Source organism: Pseudonocardia petroleophila, from assembly GCF_014235185.1.
GTDB lineage: Bacteria > Actinomycetota > Actinomycetes > Mycobacteriales > Pseudonocardiaceae > Pseudonocardia > Pseudonocardia petroleophila.
In genome coordinates, this window is sequence record NZ_CP060131.1 from 6,152,274 (window position 1) to 6,167,397 (window position 15,124).

Genomic DNA, 15,124 nt, shown 5'->3' on the forward strand with positions numbered 1-15,124 from the left:
TCAGCCCGGCAGGTTCGCCAGCGCGAGCTCCGCGATCTCCCGCTGGCCGTCGCAGTCGGCCGCTCCGGCCACCGCGAGCACCCCCGATCCGACGTCGACGACGGTCGAGCAGCCCTCACCCGACGTCCGGAGGGCTGCGAAGCCACCGATCTCGTCGTCGACGAACTCCCCGCCCGGGTACGCCGACCGGAACTCGTCGAGCCCCGCGCCGGGAGCCACCGTGAGCAGCACCGGCACGGTGAACGCCGGTCCCTCCTGCCGCCACGAGCAGGACCGCACCGGTCCCGCGTCGGCGGCTCGCCCTGGCCCGAGTCCGGCGGCGGCGACCTGGGCGGGGGTGAGCAGGTCGCACGGGGCGACCGCACCGAGGTCGGGCCCGGACGCGCCCCGCGCACACCCGGCCCCGGCCAGCACCAGAGCGGCCACCGTCAGCATCGTGATCATCCTCATCGGCGGATGGTGGCAGCCGGACCCCGCCGCCCGTGGCGCTTTCGGGACATCCGCCCTACTCGGGCGCGGTGACGATCCCGTCCGCGGCCGCCCGCACGTCGGGGTCGGGGTGGGCGCGCAGGGCGTCGACCCGCTGCAGCCAGTCGCCGGTCCAGCCGGTGCGGGGGCCGACCCGGGCCACCACGGCGACGGCGAGGAGCCCGGCCGCCGGGCCGTCGACTGCGACGAGCACGTCCACCCCGACGAGGGCGTCGGCCGCGGGCCACGCCGCCGTCTCCAGCGCCGGGCCCACCGCGGCCGCGACCACCGGGCGGTCGGCGACGAGCGCGGCCAGCGCGGTGAGGTCGTCGGCGAGGCCCGGTCCGGGGGCGGCCAGCACCGCGAGCAGCCGGGCCGCCGCGGGCAGCGTCGCCGGGTCGGCGGCCAGCAGGGCCGCCACCTCGCGGACCGGGCCGGGATGCCGCCGGGCGACGGCGCCGCGGGCGGCGAGGCCGGCGACGATCCGGTCCAGCCGCTGCCCGGCCGGGCGGTCGCGCCGCCGCGCGCCGCCGGAGCCCGGCGGGTCGGTCGCGGGGTCGGTGGTGGCGGCGTCGGCAGCGGGCTCGGCGGCAGCGGGCTGGCCGGAGGTGGGCTGGCCGGAGCCGGGCTGGGCCGGTCCGGTGCCGGTGGCGGCGAGCAGGGTGGAGACGATCGCGGGGAGGAGGGCGGGGAGCTCCGTCCACACGCCGGGCCGCAGGGCGGTGCCGGCCGCGGCGGACCAGACGGCGGTGGTGCGGAGGTCGGTGACGGCGTCGTGCAGGGCGTCCCGGGCGCCCGGGTCCCACGGCACCCACCTCCCGAGGGCGTGGAGCGCGGCCCGCGCGACGTCCGGCTCGGGGTGGGCGGTGATCCGCCGGACCAGCGCGGCGTACCGCGGGCGCAGGGCGGGTGCGGTCCGGCCGGGCACGGCGGCGAGGACGGCGAGCGCGAGGTCCCGCTCGCCCTCGCCCGCCTGCGCGTACAGGGCGGCGACCCGGTCGTCGCCGAACCACGGGCGCAGCGCGGTCAGCACCGCGATCCGGACGTCGCGGTGCCCGCCCGGCCACGCCGCGAGCAGGGTGTCGAGGGCGCCCTCGGGCCGGAACGCCTGCTGCCAGCGGACCAGTTCCTTGCGCGCGGTGACCGTCGCCGCCGACGCCGGGCCGGGCAGCAGCACCGCCAGCCGGGCGGGCGGGAGGTCGCGTGCGCAGCGGGCCGCGGCGGGCAGGGCGACCCGGGCGCGGTCGGTGGCGATGCCGCCCAGCAGCCGCCCGATGCCCGCCTCGGGGTCGGCGGCCCGGCCGAGCCCGGTGAGCGCCGCCTCCGCGACGAGCACGTCGGGATCGGCGAGCAGGTCGTCGACGGCGGTGGGCGCGAGCTCGGCCAGCAGCCCCGCGACGGCCGCGCGCCGGTGCCGCACCGTCCCGGGATCGGCCAGCGCCCTGCGGAGCAGCCCGCGGTGGGCCTCGACCTGCCGCGGGCTCCAGCGCCGCAGGTCGCGGGCCGTGAGGTCGGGGAGCCACCAGGCCGCACCGGTGCCGAACCGCCCGCGCAGCCGCCTCCCCGCCGACTCGAGCACGCGGGCGGGCCGGTGCCGCGCCAGCACGGCCAGCACCGGCGGCAGCGTGATCAGCGACCGGTCACGGGCGACCAGCTCCTCCGCCCGCGCGAGCCGGGTGCCCGGGGCGTCGAGCCGGGCGGCGACGGCGCGGCGCTGCACGTGGTCGTCGCGGACGGTGGTGGCCTCGGCGACCAGCGCCTGCAGCTCCGGCAGGTCCCGGGCCCGCCGGCCCAGCCCGGCGACCAGGCCGAGCACCGCCGTCGGCTCGCCGCGGCGCAGCGCCGACCGCAGCCGCGGCAGCACCCGCGCGACGACGGCGCGCTCCCGGCCGCGCGGCAGGGCGAGCAGGGCGGGGCCCAGCAGAGCGTCGTGGCGCCACGCGCCGAGGCGGTCGGCGGCGTCGAGGGCCCACGCGGCGACGGCCGACCCGTCCGGCCACGGGTGCCCGAGCAGCCCGAACACGACGTGGTGCAGCGCCGAGCGGGTCGCGCCGGAGGTGTCGCGGGCGTCGACGGCGGCGGTGACCAGCGCGTCGAGGGCGGGCAGGGCGGCGGGCTCGACCAGCTCGGGACGCACCCGGGCCAGCGCCCCGAGCACCCGGGCCCGGACCGGGTCCTGCTCGTTCGGGATCCGCCGCAGCCCGGTGAGCACCGCGGTGACCGTCGCGGGGTCACCGGTGGCCGCGGCCGCCCGGACCAGCAGCTCGTAACCGGTGGCGCGCAGCGACGCGTCGGCGCCGCGGGTGGCCGCCTCCAGCACCGGGCGGGCCTCCGGGAACGGCAGCCACGCGCTCACCCGCAGCGTCGTGGCCGGGTCGTCGCGGACGAGGGCGAGCATCCGGCGGGCCTCGGTGTGCCGGCGGGCGTGCGGGAGCAGGGCGAGCTCGTCGTCGCCGAGCAGGTCGAGGCCGCGGTCGCGCCCGGCGTGGGCGAGGTCGTGCACCGCCGCGCGCCGGTGCGGCGCGAGGCCGCGCAACACGTCGAGCAGCAGGCGGTGGCTCGGGCCGGACGCCCGGAGCAGGGCGCCGAGGTCGGCGTCGGGCAGCGCGGCGAGCCGGGTGCGGGCCGAGCGCCCGAGCGGGGACCGGCCCAGCTGGGCGACCCGGTCGGGGTCGGCGAGGAGCAGCGCGACCACCCGGGAGCCGTCGACGGCGAGCAGCCGGTGCAGCGCGGCGAGCAGGGCAGGCGGCAGGGGCCCGGTGAGCAGGCGCTCGGCGAGGTCGAGGACGGCGTCGGGACGCCGTCGCACCAACGCGCCCAGCAGCGGCCCGGCCCCGGCCCACCACACCGCCCGGCGCTCGGTGCCGCGACCCTCCAGCTCGGCGACCGCGTGCGCGGTCACCGCCTGCGGATGGCGCGCCACCAGCGCCCCCCACCGGCGCACGGCGTGGGCGAGCTCCGGCAGCCCGTCCGCGACGACGGGCGGGGAGCACCCGGGCAGCAGCGCCGCCGCGGCCGCGTCGCCGTAGCGGCGGCGGACCGTCGGCAGCAGCGCGTCGGCGAGGGGCTCGTGCCCGCCGCGGCGCAGCCGGGCCGCGACCCGCGTGCGGTCGGCGAGCGATCCGTGCTCCGCGACCACGGCCAGGGCGTCCGCGGGCAGGGCGGCGGCGCCCAGCGCGCGGGCCCGGACACCCGGGTGCACCGACCCGGTGGCCGCGGCGAGGTGCGCGGCGTCGCCCGCCGCGACCGCCATCGTGACGGCCAGGCCCGCCGCGTGGGCGTCACCGACGCCGAGGTCGGCGAGCAGGCGGGCCCGGTCGGCCGGGTCCAGGGACCGGGCGAGTGCGACGACCTGGTGCGTGCGCTCGTCGGGGTCGAGCCGGTCGACCTCGGCGAGCAGCCGGGCGGCCGTGGGCGCGGCGGGGCTCACGCCGGGACCGGGACGCCCGCCGCCCGGCGCAGTGCGCGGTAGAGCAGCGCGGGCTCGCCCAGGCGGCGGCGCAGCGCGCGCTCCAGCCCGGCGATCGGGTAGAGGTTCTGCGGCGCCCGGGAGTCCTTGTAGGCGACGGAGGCGAACCGCGGGAGCGTCACCTGGCTGAGGTCGGCCAGCGCGACCACCAGCTCGGCGGGCAGCTCGCCGCCGCACTCGATCCGCACGATCCCCGCCCACGGGGCGCCCGGCGGGCCGGGCAGCCGCAGGTACCAGGTGTGGCGGTGCAGCGCGCGGTCGCTCTCGGGCTGCTCGAGGCGGAACACCGGGGTGCGCCGTCCGGGGCCCAGCGCGGCGACGACGCCGTTGAGGTCGGCCGGCAGGTAGGTGCGCGCGTGCGTCTTGACCAGGCCGAGCGCGCGCGGCAGGTGCAGCCGGCCCAGCGCCCCGTCGACGACGACCAGGTCGTCGTCGTCGCCGTGCTCATCGCGCACGCCCGAGGCGACGAGGAACTCGGTCTCCTGCATCCGCGTCTGCACCGCGACGCTGAGCGCGGTGCCCGGGTCCTCCCCCGGGCGGCCGGACTCGACGCGCGTGCAGGAGTAGGTGCCCGCCGTCGTGACGACGTCGACGCCGTCGGCCGAGCTCGTGACCAGGCTGCGCCGGACGTCGGCGCGGACCAGGTGCGCGCCCTCGTCGGGGCAGCAGCACACGACGCCCGCGGCGTAGGAGGCGCACAGCGCGGGCGAGGCGACGCCCCCGCCCTCGTCGACCCAGACCTGCGCGTCGGTGCGCCGGACCCCGTCGACGAACAGCACCCGCGACGGCGCGAGCAGGCCGACCTGCGGGTCGATCGGCCCCCACTGCTCGACGGGCCGCTCCAGCCCGACCACGGCCTCGACCCGCGACGGCTCCAGGTCGGTGCCGACGCTCGTGCCGTACGAGGGGTCCCAGGGATCGACGGTGAATCTCACAGGTTCTCCCTCGTGACCGACGACGTCCGCTGGTCGCGCGCCACCCGGAACCGCACCGGCACCCGCTCGGCCAGCGCCGGGACGTGCGTGACGACCCCGACCATCCGGTCGCCGCGGGCCGCGAGGTTCTCCAGGGTGCTCGCGACGACCTCCAGGTTGGCCTCGTCGAGGGTGCCGAACCCCTCGTCGAGGAAGATCGACTCCAGCCGGGCGGCCCCGCGGGCCGCGAGCCCGGACATCTGCGCGGACAGGGCGAGTGCGAGCGCGAGGCTGGCCTGGAACGTCTCCCCGCCGGACAGCGTCTTGACCGGGCGCTTCGCGTCGGCGTCGGCGTGGTCGACGACCAGGAACTCCCCGTTGTCGTGGGTGAGCGCGAACTGGCCGCCGGACAGCTCCGCGAGGCTGGTGGACGCGTCGGCCACCAGCGCGTCGAGGGCCGAGGCCACCAGCCAGCGGGGGAAGCCGTCGGAGCGCAGGAGGCCGCCGAGCATCTTCGCGACCTGCTGCGACTCCTCGGCGGCGTCGCGGTCGGCGCCGATCCGCGCCGCGGTGGCGCGGCGCTCGGCCAGGCGGGCGTGCGCACCCCGGGCCCGCTCGACGGCCGCGGCCACCGCGGGCCGGGCGGCCGCAGCGTCGACCGAGGGCCCGGTCCCGGCCTCCGCGCGCTCCCGCGGCCGCGCGGGACCCGGGTCGGTGCGCGAGGCGTCGGGCCGGGCGGGCGGCAGGTCCAGGTCGTGGGCGGCGAGGTCGTCGACGAGGGCGCGCACCGCGGCGTCGCGCGCCTCCCGGGCCGACCGGGCGGCGGCGTCGGCCGCGGCCCAGGCGGTGCGCCGCTCGGCCGCCGCGCCGCTCGCCCACCCGGCGAGGGCGTCCCAGGCCGCGCGCAGGTCGTCGCCGGTGACGGCGGGGGCCCCGAGCGGCACCAGCGGGTCGCGCGCCGCGCGCAGCGCCGCCCAGGCCGCCCCGACCTCGTCGGCCACCTGCGCCGCGTCGCGCTCCGCCGCGCGCAGGGCGGTGCGGGCGGAGCGCAGGGCCGCGTCGGAGGTGCGCGCGGCGTCCTCCAGGGCCGTGCGCCGCTCCAGGGCGCGGGCGGCGTCGGCGTCGGACGGGGCGCCGTCCAGCGCGGTGCGCAGCTCGCCGAGGCGCGCCTGCACCGCGTCGACGGCGCCGCGCGCCTCCTGCTCGGCGCGCGCGGCGGCGGTCTCCTCGTCCCGGCGCTCGGTGGCAGCGCGGTCGGCCGCGTGCAGCGCGCTCCCGGCGGCGTCGGACTCGCCGTCGGCGGCGGCCACGGCGGCCCGGGCCGCGGTCAGTGCGCCGTCGCGGGCTGCGGCCTGCTCCGCCGCCCACCCGACGAGCGCGGTCCAGCCGGCCAGCACGTCGTCGTCGGGCACGGCGGGCGCCCCGAACGGCACCAGCGGGTCGCGGGCCGTGCGCAGCGCGGCGGCGGCGTCCTGGGTGTCGGCCCGCACGGCGTCGACCTCGCGGGCCTCGGCCTCCCGCGCCCGCCGCGCGGCGCGGACGGCGGTGTCGGCCTCGCGGGCCGCGCGTTCGGCCTCGTCGAGGCCCGCGAGCCGGCGTTCGACGGTGGCGGCGTCGGGTTCGGGCCGCAGCCGGTGCAGCGCGGCGTCGAGCCGGTCGGTCTCGGCCGCCGCCCGCGCCAGCGCCGCTGACGCGGCGGCCTCCGCGGCGCGCGCGGCGTCGAGCGCGACCGCCGCGTCGGCGACGGCCTGCTCGGCTCCCGCGTCGGCGGGGACGGCGGCCGGGGGCAGCGCCGCCACGGCCTGCTCGCACACCGGGCACGCCTGCCCCACCACGAGCGCCGGGCGCAGGGCGGCGGCGAGGTCGGCGCGCTGGCCCGCGGCCCGGCGGGCCTCGGCGTGGTCGAGGGCGTGCCGGGCCGCCCGCACCTGCTCCGCCGCCGCCGCGACGGCCCGTTCGGCGTCGGCCCGGGCCGCGAGCGCGGACTCCCGCTCCCCCGTGAGCGACGCCCGGTCGGCGTGCTCGCGGCGCGCCTGCTCCAGCGGGCCGCGGGCGGGGGCAGCGTCGAGGACCTCGCGGGCCCGGGCGTCGGCCGACTCCGCCGCGGCGAGCGCGGTGTCGGCCTCGGCCAGCGCGGCGACGGCGGCGCTGCGACGGCGACCGAGCGCGTCGAGCCCGGCGGGGACGGCGAGCGCGCGCAGCCCGTCGCGCTCGGCGACGACCCGACGGACGGTGTCGGCGGCGGCCGCCGCGGCCGCGGTGGCGGCGTCGCGGGCGGTGCGGGCGGTGTCGAGCGCGGTGCGGGCGTCGGCGGCGTCGCGGGCGGCGGTGTCGTAGGCGGCCAGCGCCTTCGCGTGGCGGTCGCGCAGGCCGGGCAGGTCGCCGGTGAGCGCGGCGAGCTCGGCGTGCCGGGAACGGACGAGCTCCAGCGGCCCGCGCTCGGGGGCCTGCGCCAGCGCGTCGCGGGCGTCGCCGTCCGCGGCCTCCGCCGACGAGTGGGCCGCGGCGGCGCTCGCGAGCGCGGTGGCCGCGGCGGACCGGCGGGCGTCGAGGTCGGCCAGCCCGTCGGGGGCCGCCAGTGCCGCGAGGACCGTGCCCTCCGCGCGGATCCGGGCCGCGTCGGCCTCGGCCGCGGCCTGCTCGGCCGCCGCCGCCTCGACCTGCGGCACGAGCGCGTCGACCCGCCCGGCCAGCGCCACGAGCGCATCGACCCGCTGCTGCGCGGCCGCCTCGGCCTCCGGCGTGGCGTCGGCGTAGCCGGTGAGCTGCTCGGCGAGGACCTCCGCGCGCTGGCGCTGCGCGGCGGACTCGCTGTTGGCCTCGCGCGCGATCTGGTCGTAGAGCCCCAGCCCGAGGATGCGCACCAGCTTCTCCTGGCGCTTGCGCGGCTCGGTGTGCAGGAACTCCGCGAAGTCGCCCTGGGGCAGCACGACGCAGGTCGTGAAGTCGCCGAAGGGCAGGCCGAGCAGCTCCTCCACCGCCGCGGTGACGCCCCCGGCGCCGTCGGCGAGCGGGTCGGTCTCCTCGTCGACGCCCGCCGTGCCCGCCGGGTCGCGCAGCCGTTCCAGCCGGGCCGAGCGCACCGACACCGACCCCGACGCGGCCCGCCGCAGCTCGCGCGCGGCGACGTAGCGCGCCCCGCCGACGTCGAACACGAGCTTGACGGTGCCCCGGCCGGCCGTCGGCGCGAGCGCGAGCGACACCGTGCGCTGGTTGTCCCAGCGCGGCACCGAGCCGTAGAGGGCGAAGGTGATCGCGTCGATGATCGTGGACTTGCCCGAGCCGGTGGGCCCGACCAGCGCGAAGTACTCCGCGCCCGTGAAGTCGACGACCGTGCGCTCGCGGAACGAGGCGAACCCGTCGAGCTCCAGCAGGACCGGCCTCACGAGGAGATCCGGTCGTGCAGCGTGCGGAACAGCGACTCGACCCGCGGATCGGCGACGCCGCGCGTGCCCAGGTACTCGGAGAACAGCTCGGCCGGGCTCCGCTCGGCGCCCCCGCCCGACGGCCGCGACGCCTCGGGGACCGCGGCGAAGTCCGGGTCGATCCGCACCTCCAGCGCGTTCGGCAGCACCGCCGTGACCTCCTCCCGCAGCCCGGCCCGCGCGGGTTCGGTCACCCACACCCTCAGCCAGTCGTCGCCGACGGTGGCAGAGAGCACCGACAGTTCCGCGACGGTGCCGCGCACGGTGCGCAGCCGCCGGCCCGACGTGACGGGGATGTCGGTGATCCGCGCCGGCGTCGTCGGGGTGGCCTCGACCAGGCAGACGACGGGCTCGTTCTCCTGCTCGCCGAAGTCGACGGCGAGCGGCGCACCCGAGTAGTGGACGGGGCACGGGGCCTCCATCCGCTGGCGGCGGTGCAGGTGCCCGAGCGCGACGTAGTGCGCCTCGATGGGGAAGATGCCGGCGGGAACGGCGTACTCGAAGATCGACTGCGCGGTGCGCTCCCCGCCGCCGAACCGCCCGTTGAGCACGGTCAGGTGGGCCATGACCAGGTTGACCGCGCCGTCCTCGAAGCCCGCGGTGAGGGTGCCGAGGACGTCGCGCAGGTTCTGGTCGTAGGCGTTCGTGTTCTCCCCCGCGGTCTGCGCGACGAGATCGGCCGCGCGCACCGCGTAGCGCTGCGACAGGAACGGCAGGACGGCGACGTTGACCCGCTCCCCGGTGGAGCGGGCGGTGAAGCCGACGACACCGCCCTTGTCGGCCGTGCGCACCTCCCCCACCAGCGTGATCCCGGCCTCCTGGGCCAGCGGGCGGTAGGCGTCCAGGGCCCGGGCGTGGTCGTGGTTGCCCGCGATCGCGACGACCTGCGTGCCGTCCCTGGCCAGCCCCATCAGCGTGCGGATGACGAGCTTCTGCGCCTCCGCCGACGGGGCCGCGGTGTCGTAGAGGTCGCCCGCGACGAGCACGGCGTCGACCTGCTGCTCCCGCGCGATCGTGACGATCTCGCGCAGCACCTGCTCCTGCTCCTCGAGCCGCGAGTGGCCCTTCAGCGTCTTGCCGACGTGCCAGTCGGCGGTGTGCAGGAAGCGCATGGGCCGACGATTCCACCCGACGGCCGACGCGTTCTGTCGGGGGTCGGTGCCACCCTCTCCGCCATGAGCACACGAGACACCGCATGGCCCGCCGGCACCCCCTGCTGGGTCGACATCGCCGTTCCCGACCTGCCCGCCGCCACCGCCTTCTACGGCGCGGTGCTGGGGTGGGAGTTCGTCGACACCGGGGAGGAGTTCGGCCACTACACGCTCGCGCAGGTCGGCGGCCGCAGCGCCGCCGCGATCGCTCCCGTCCAGCCCGGCCAACCGCCGGGGTCCACCCTCTACCTGGCCAGCGACGACGTCGACACCACCGCGAAGCTGGTGACCGAGCACGGCGGCACGGTCGCCGTCGAGCCGTTCGACGTCCCCGGCACGGGGCGGATGGCCGTCGCGTTCGACGCCGCGGGCGGCGCGTTCGGCATCTGGCAGGCGGCCGGGATGATCGGGGCCGAGGTCTACAACGAACCCGGTTCGCTGATCTGGGAGGACGCCCGGCTCACCGACGCCGGGGCCGGCCAGGAGTTCTACGCGTCGGTCTTCGGCTGGACCTACGGCTCCGTCCCCGGCGCCCCCGAGGACTACGCCGTCTTCTCCGTCGGCGGCGAGATCGCGGGCGGCATCGGCGGCATGATGGGCGCCCCCGAGGGCACCCCGAGCCACTGGCTCGTCTACTTCATGGCCGCCGACGTCGACGCGGCGCTGGCCGCGGTCACCTCGGGCGGCGGCACGGTGCTCAGCGACGCCGTCGACACCCCCTTCGGCCGCATGGGCGTCGTGGCGGACCCCTTCGGCACCGCGTTCGCCCTGCACGGAGGGATGCCGCAGTCATGACCCCGGCGCCCGGGCCGGGACGCGGCCGTGCGCGAGCCCCGTCAGAACGGGGCGTCGTCGTCGTCCGCGCCCACCGGGAGGCGGGCGAAGGGGTCGCGCGAGGCCGTCGCGGAGTGGCCGTTCGTCGCCGCCGGGGCGCCCGCGCTCTCCGAGAGCCGGGTCGCCCAGGCCGGGAACGGGAACTCGACGGCCAGCGGCACCGGGATCTCGGGCTGCGAGACGAACATCGTGCCCGGCTTCGCCAGCACCGCGCGGGCCCGCTGCGACGGCGGGAGGAAGCCGTACTCGGGGCGCCCGGCCTCGGCGGGGTCGAGCCGCCCCACCACCTTGATCGAGGAGTTCGACACGATCCGCCGCTCCACCTCCGACGCGGTCTGCTGCGCGCCGATGAGGATGATGCCCAGCGAGCGGCCGCGCTCGGCGATGTCGAGGAGCACCTCCTTGATCGGCGACGACCCCTCGCGCGGCGCGTACTTGTTCAGCTCGTCGATCATGGTGAACAGCAGCCCTGCCGACCCGGCCTGCTCCTTGCGCGCGGTCTCCGCGGCCAGCACCACGCCGACGACGAACCGCTGGGCGCGTTCCGGGAGGTTGTGCAGGTCCACGACCGTGACCTGCTGGTTCTCCGTGCTCACCCGCCGCCCGGGCGCATCGGCGAGGTCGCCGCGGACGATCGTGCGCAGCGGCTTGAGCGAGGAGCGCAGCCGGCGCAGGAACGCGTTGATCGTGCCGATGCCGGTGACCGGGCCGGCCCAGTCGCGGCGGGCGTCCTCGTCGCCGAGGCGGTCGGCGACGAACTCGACGAGCGCGTCGTAGCTGCGCAGCGTCTGCCCCTCCACGGTGACGGCGCCGTCGGCGGCCGGGGTGGCGATCCGCCGCAGGCGCGCGGCGACCTGGTGGATGACCATCGTGTACTGGTTGCGCTCGTCCTCGGCGTCGGCGAAGACGAACGGCAGCAGCTCGCCGGAGCAGAACTCGGCCAGCGTCCACCAGAACGCGGCCACCCCGCTGGTGCGGCCCGTGACGTACGGGCGGCCGGACGGGTCGTCGGGCGTCGGCGGGGCGAAGAACCCGGCGGAGGAGAACGGCGAGGCGGGCAGGTCGAGGCGGGCGTAGCGGGCGCGCTGCTCGTCGTCGAGCTTGGCGTTGGCGTGGTCGAGGAACAGCAGGTCCTCGCCCTTCACGCTGAACACCAGCGCCTTCGCGTTCACCGCGCGCCGCCCGAGCACCCCGGACCGGAAGATCGAGTAGAGCAGGAACAGCGCGAAGCTGGTCTTCGTCGCCACCCCGGAGATGCCGCTGATCGAGACGTGCCCGCCGCGCGTGCCGTCGAGGAACTCCAGGTTGACGTAGATCGGCTCGCCGTCGCGGCCGAGCCCGACGGGCACCTTGAGGTCCATCTTGTCGAAGTACAGCGCCTGCGCGCGCTCCAGCCCGGTCGCGCGGCGGACGAGCGACCCGGGCATCGGCGGCACGTAGACCTCGGGCTCCACCCGCGTCGTCGTGACCTCGGCGATCTCCTGCACCTGCGCGGGCAGCACGCCGTCGTCGATGAGGAAGACGTCGGAGCCGTACTGCGCGCCCTCGTGCCGCGCGCGCACCTCGGTGACCACCCCGGACGTCGTCACGGCCCCGTGCCCGGACACCGACCGCTGCGTGAGCACCACGTCGTCGAGCTGCAGGTACTCCCCCGGCCGCAGCGCCACGGAGAACTGCAGCGGCGTGGAGTCCTCGGTGCCGACGACGAGGCCGACGGACGGCGGAGGGGGCGGGGACGACACGCGGCGAGCCTAGTGACCCTCGACCCCCGCTCCCCCGCCCCCTACTGTCGACCTTCCACGACGGGGAGGACGACGATGACCGAACCCAGGTTCGATCTCGGCTGGATGGACGACGTCATCCGGGGGCTGCACTCGCTGACCTCCGACCAGGTGCCCGCGCTGGAGATCACCCTGCTCGACGCGGTCGTCGACTGGCTGTTCTCCCCGCAGAACCCGCAGATCGCGAACCCCGAGGCCGAGTACGACGAGTCGCACGCCGGCACGCTGGTCTCCACGATGTTCACCGCGGTCGACACCTCGCGCACGTTCCTCCCGAAGCGGGAGCCCGCCGTCACCGACACGATCACGGCGGCGCGCACCCGGATCGTCGACGGGGCGCACGAGCTGTCGGCGCAGGGCCCCGACGGGATCTCGATCCTGGTGTCGCGGGCGATGCCCTCCGTGCTCGCCGAGCTGGGCGACAACTCCGGCGAGAAGGGCAAGCAGGCGCACGGCGTGTACGTGTACCTGCTCTACGCGCTGGCCCTGGGCACGCGCACCGAGCACGACCCGGTCGTGCTCGACGGCGTGGTCGAGTCGTTCATCGGCTGGGACGGCGTGCTGCGGGACGGGTACGTGCTGCCGTGGCGCCCGGCCCGCCCGGAGCCCGAGCCCGATCAGCCCGCGTAGCGCTGCTGCAGCGCGGCCATCCCGGCCCCGAACACGCCGTCGGCGAACAGCGTCACCAGCTCGGGCGCGTCGGCGGCCTCGGAGTCGAAGTCGGTCCACCACTCCACGAACGCGTGCCCGGTGTCGGTGACCGGGGCCACCCGCACCGTCGCGACGTAGCGGCGCACCGGGAACGGGCTCTCGAGGATCTCGTAGGTCTGGCTGCGGGCGAGGTCGTCGAGGACGAGCAGGCGCTCGACGACGGTGCCGCCGTCGCCCAGCGTCAGCCGGCGCACCGCACCGACCTCCGCGGCCGAGGCCCTCGAGTCGAGGGAGCTGGCGGCGATGGCGGGCATCCAGGCGGCAAGGCCGTCGAAGTCGCGGACGACGGTCCACACCTCCTCGGCGGGGGCGGCGATCACGGCGCTGGCGAAGGCACGGGTCACGAGGTGATTCCCTTCAGACGGGTCTTGAACGCGCGGGTCTGCGCGGTCAGTGCGGTCTCGGTGGGCAGCCGCTCCATCGACGACGCCCCGTAGAAGCCGTGGCAGTACCGGGTGCGCTGCAGGACGTGCGCGGCGTCGTCGGGCGAGGAGATCGGGCCGCCGTGGCAGAGCACGAGCACGTCGTCGCGCACCTCCCGCGCGGCCGCCGACCACTCGTCGATCAGCTCCACGCAGTCGTCCAGCGACTTCGCCGTGCCCGCCCCGATCGCGCCGCCCGTCGTCAGGCCCATGTGGCAGACGACCAGGTCGGCCCCGGCGCGGGTCATGACGCGGGCGTCGTCGGCGGAGAAGACGTAGGGGGTGGTGAGCAGGTCGGCGGCGTGCGCGGCGGCGATCATGTCGACCTCCAGCCCGAAGCCCATCCCGGTCTCCTCCAGGTTGGCCCGGAAGACGCCGTCGATCAGGCCGACGGTCGGGAAGTTCTGGACGCCCGCGAAGCCGAGGTCGGCGAGCTCGCGCAGGAAGCGGTCGGTGAGCAGGAACGGATCGGTCCCGTTGACGCCCGCGAGCACCGGCGTGTGCGTGACGACCGGCAGCACCTCCGCGGCCATCTCGACGACGATGTCGTTGGCGTTGCCGTAGGCGAGCAGCCCGGCCAGCGACCCGCGCCCGGCCATCCGGTAGCGGCCCGAGTTGTAGATGACGATGAGGTCGATCCCGCCGGCCTCCTCGCACTTGGCCGACAGGCCCGTCCCCGCCCCGCCGCCGACGATCGGCTCGCCGCGCGCGGCCATGTCGGCGAATCGCTCGACGAGCTCCTGGCGCCGGAACCTCATGCGGTCACCTCCTGCCACGCGGCCAGCACGGCGTCGGCGAAGCCGGGGTCGTTGACGTGGTGCGGCACCCGCCGCACGATCCCCGGCCGGGTGTCCTTCTCGAGCGCGGCGAACAGCGCCTCGTCGGCCTCGGGGTCGTGGAACGGCAGACCGGGCGCGTCGAGGGCCGAGACCCCGCCGGTGGGCAGCAGGAAGACCGCGGGCCCGGTCGTGGCGTTGAGCTTGCGGGCCAGGAACTCCCCGATGGCGACGTTCTCGGCCGCGGTCGTCCGCATGAGCGTGACCTGCGCGTTGTGCACGTAGAGCAGCCTCCCGTCGAACCGCGCGGGCACGTCGGCCCCGAAGTTGACCATGTCCAGTGCCCCGCACGATCCCACATACGGCACGCCGGTGCGCGCGACGGCGTCGAGGCGGTCCTCTCCCGCGGCCATGACGCCGCCGACGATCAGGTCGGCGACCTCGGTTGTGGTCAGGTCGAGCACGCCGGTGACCAGGCCGTCGTCGACGAGCTTCTCCATCGCCCTCCCGCCGGTGCCGGTGGCGTGGAAGACGAGCGCGTCGACGTCGTCGCCCAGGCGCTCGCGGACCTGCGTGACGCACGCCGTGGTGACGCCGAACATCGTCAGCGCGACGGCCGGGCGGTCGTCGGCGGCGGGGACCTCGTGGGTGAGCATCCCGGCGAGGGCGTGCGCGGCGTTGGCGAGGACGCGGCGGGAGATGCGGTTGAGCCCGGCGACGTCGGTGACGGAGTGCAGCATCGCGATGTCCGACGCCCCCACGTACGGCGCGACGTCGCCCGACGCCACCGTCGACACCATGATCTTCGGGACGCCGACGGGCAGCGCCCGCAGCGCCGGGGTGACGAGCGCGGTGCCGCCGGACCCGCCGAGCCCGAGCACCCCGCCGACGTCGTCGCGGGTGCCGAGCCAGCGCTCGAACGCCAGCGCCATCGCGGTGACGGCGGTCCCGCGGTCGCCGGTGAACACCGCGTCCGCCCCGTCGGGGTGGTGGGCGGCGACCTCGGTGGCGGTGACGTCACCCCCGTGCTCGCCGCCGCCCGTGGAGACGTCGACGACCCGCGCAGACACCCCCGCGGCCCGCAGCAGTCCCGCGACGTGGGCCAGCTCGGGCCCCTTGGTGTCGAGCGTGCCGACGACGTAGGCGATCACCGGACCAGTTGTAGTGCAGTCA

At 77.4% G+C, this 15,124-nt stretch carries 10 protein-coding genes; 2 read left to right on the top strand and 8 right to left on the bottom strand.

All coding sequences use genetic code 11. The features are described from left to right. The 4 genes from H6H00_RS33035 to H6H00_RS30130 form a co-directional block, all read right to left on the bottom strand. The gene (locus tag H6H00_RS33035) at positions 1 to 1,062 is read right to left on the bottom strand and encodes a DUF3558 domain-containing protein (protein ID WP_439653260.1); all 1,062 of its coding nucleotides are present in this window, start codon (positions 1,060 to 1,062) and stop codon (positions 1 to 3) included. A 2,832-nt stretch (positions 1,063 to 3,894) separates the two neighbouring features. Beyond that, positions 3,895 to 4,872 (bottom strand): hypothetical protein, encoded by a 978-nt coding sequence (locus H6H00_RS30120; RefSeq protein WP_185718995.1) that lies wholly within the window; start codon positions 4,870 to 4,872, stop codon positions 3,895 to 3,897. Continuing rightward, complete coding sequence (locus tag H6H00_RS30125; protein WP_185718996.1) at positions 4,869 to 8,237, bottom strand: AAA family ATPase; 3,369 nt, start codon at positions 8,235 to 8,237, stop codon at positions 4,869 to 4,871. The genes H6H00_RS30120 and H6H00_RS30125 overlap by 4 nt, the downstream gene beginning before the upstream one ends. Then, positions 8,234 to 9,388 (bottom strand): exonuclease SbcCD subunit D, encoded by a 1,155-nt coding sequence (locus H6H00_RS30130; protein WP_185718997.1) that lies wholly within the window; start codon positions 9,386 to 9,388, stop codon positions 8,234 to 8,236. The genes H6H00_RS30125 and H6H00_RS30130 overlap by 4 nt, the downstream gene beginning before the upstream one ends. Before the next feature lie 63 nt (positions 9,389 to 9,451). Between H6H00_RS30130 and H6H00_RS30135 the strand changes: the two genes are divergently transcribed. Further along, positions 9,452 to 10,222: a VOC family protein gene (locus H6H00_RS30135; RefSeq protein WP_185718998.1), complete on the top strand. Its 771-nt coding sequence runs from the start codon at positions 9,452 to 9,454 to the stop codon at positions 10,220 to 10,222. Between the two features lie 41 nt (positions 10,223 to 10,263). On the opposite strand, the gene H6H00_RS30140 is transcribed toward H6H00_RS30135, so the two are convergent. Further along, positions 10,264 to 12,003: an ATP-binding protein gene (locus tag H6H00_RS30140; RefSeq protein ID WP_185718999.1), complete on the bottom strand. Its 1,740-nt coding sequence runs from the start codon at positions 12,001 to 12,003 to the stop codon at positions 10,264 to 10,266. 75 nt (positions 12,004 to 12,078) lie between these two features. Between H6H00_RS30140 and H6H00_RS30145 the strand changes: the two genes are divergently transcribed. Next, positions 12,079 to 12,672, top strand: coding sequence for a hypothetical protein (locus H6H00_RS30145; RefSeq protein WP_185719000.1), 594 nt, complete (start codon positions 12,079 to 12,081; stop codon positions 12,670 to 12,672). Here the strand turns inward: H6H00_RS30145 and H6H00_RS30150 are convergent. From H6H00_RS30150 to H6H00_RS30160, 3 genes are read right to left on the bottom strand one after another with little or no spacing between them, the layout of a single operon-like run. Beyond that, positions 12,660 to 13,097, bottom strand: coding sequence for an SRPBCC family protein (locus H6H00_RS30150; RefSeq protein ID WP_185719001.1), 438 nt, complete (start codon positions 13,095 to 13,097; stop codon positions 12,660 to 12,662). The genes H6H00_RS30145 and H6H00_RS30150 overlap by 13 nt on opposite strands. Then, positions 13,094 to 13,933 carry a phosphoenolpyruvate hydrolase family protein gene (locus H6H00_RS30155; RefSeq protein ID WP_185719002.1) on the bottom strand — a complete coding sequence of 280 codons (840 nt, stop codon included), beginning with the start codon at positions 13,931 to 13,933 and terminating at the stop codon, positions 13,094 to 13,096. Before H6H00_RS30155 ends, H6H00_RS30150 begins: the two co-directional genes overlap by 4 nt. After that, a complete protein-coding gene (locus H6H00_RS30160) occupies positions 13,930 to 15,102 on the bottom strand; it encodes a Tm-1-like ATP-binding domain-containing protein (RefSeq protein WP_185719003.1) in 1,173 nt (390 codons plus the stop codon). The genes H6H00_RS30155 and H6H00_RS30160 overlap by 4 nt, the downstream gene beginning before the upstream one ends. Positions 15,103 to 15,124: the final 22 nt, after the last annotated feature.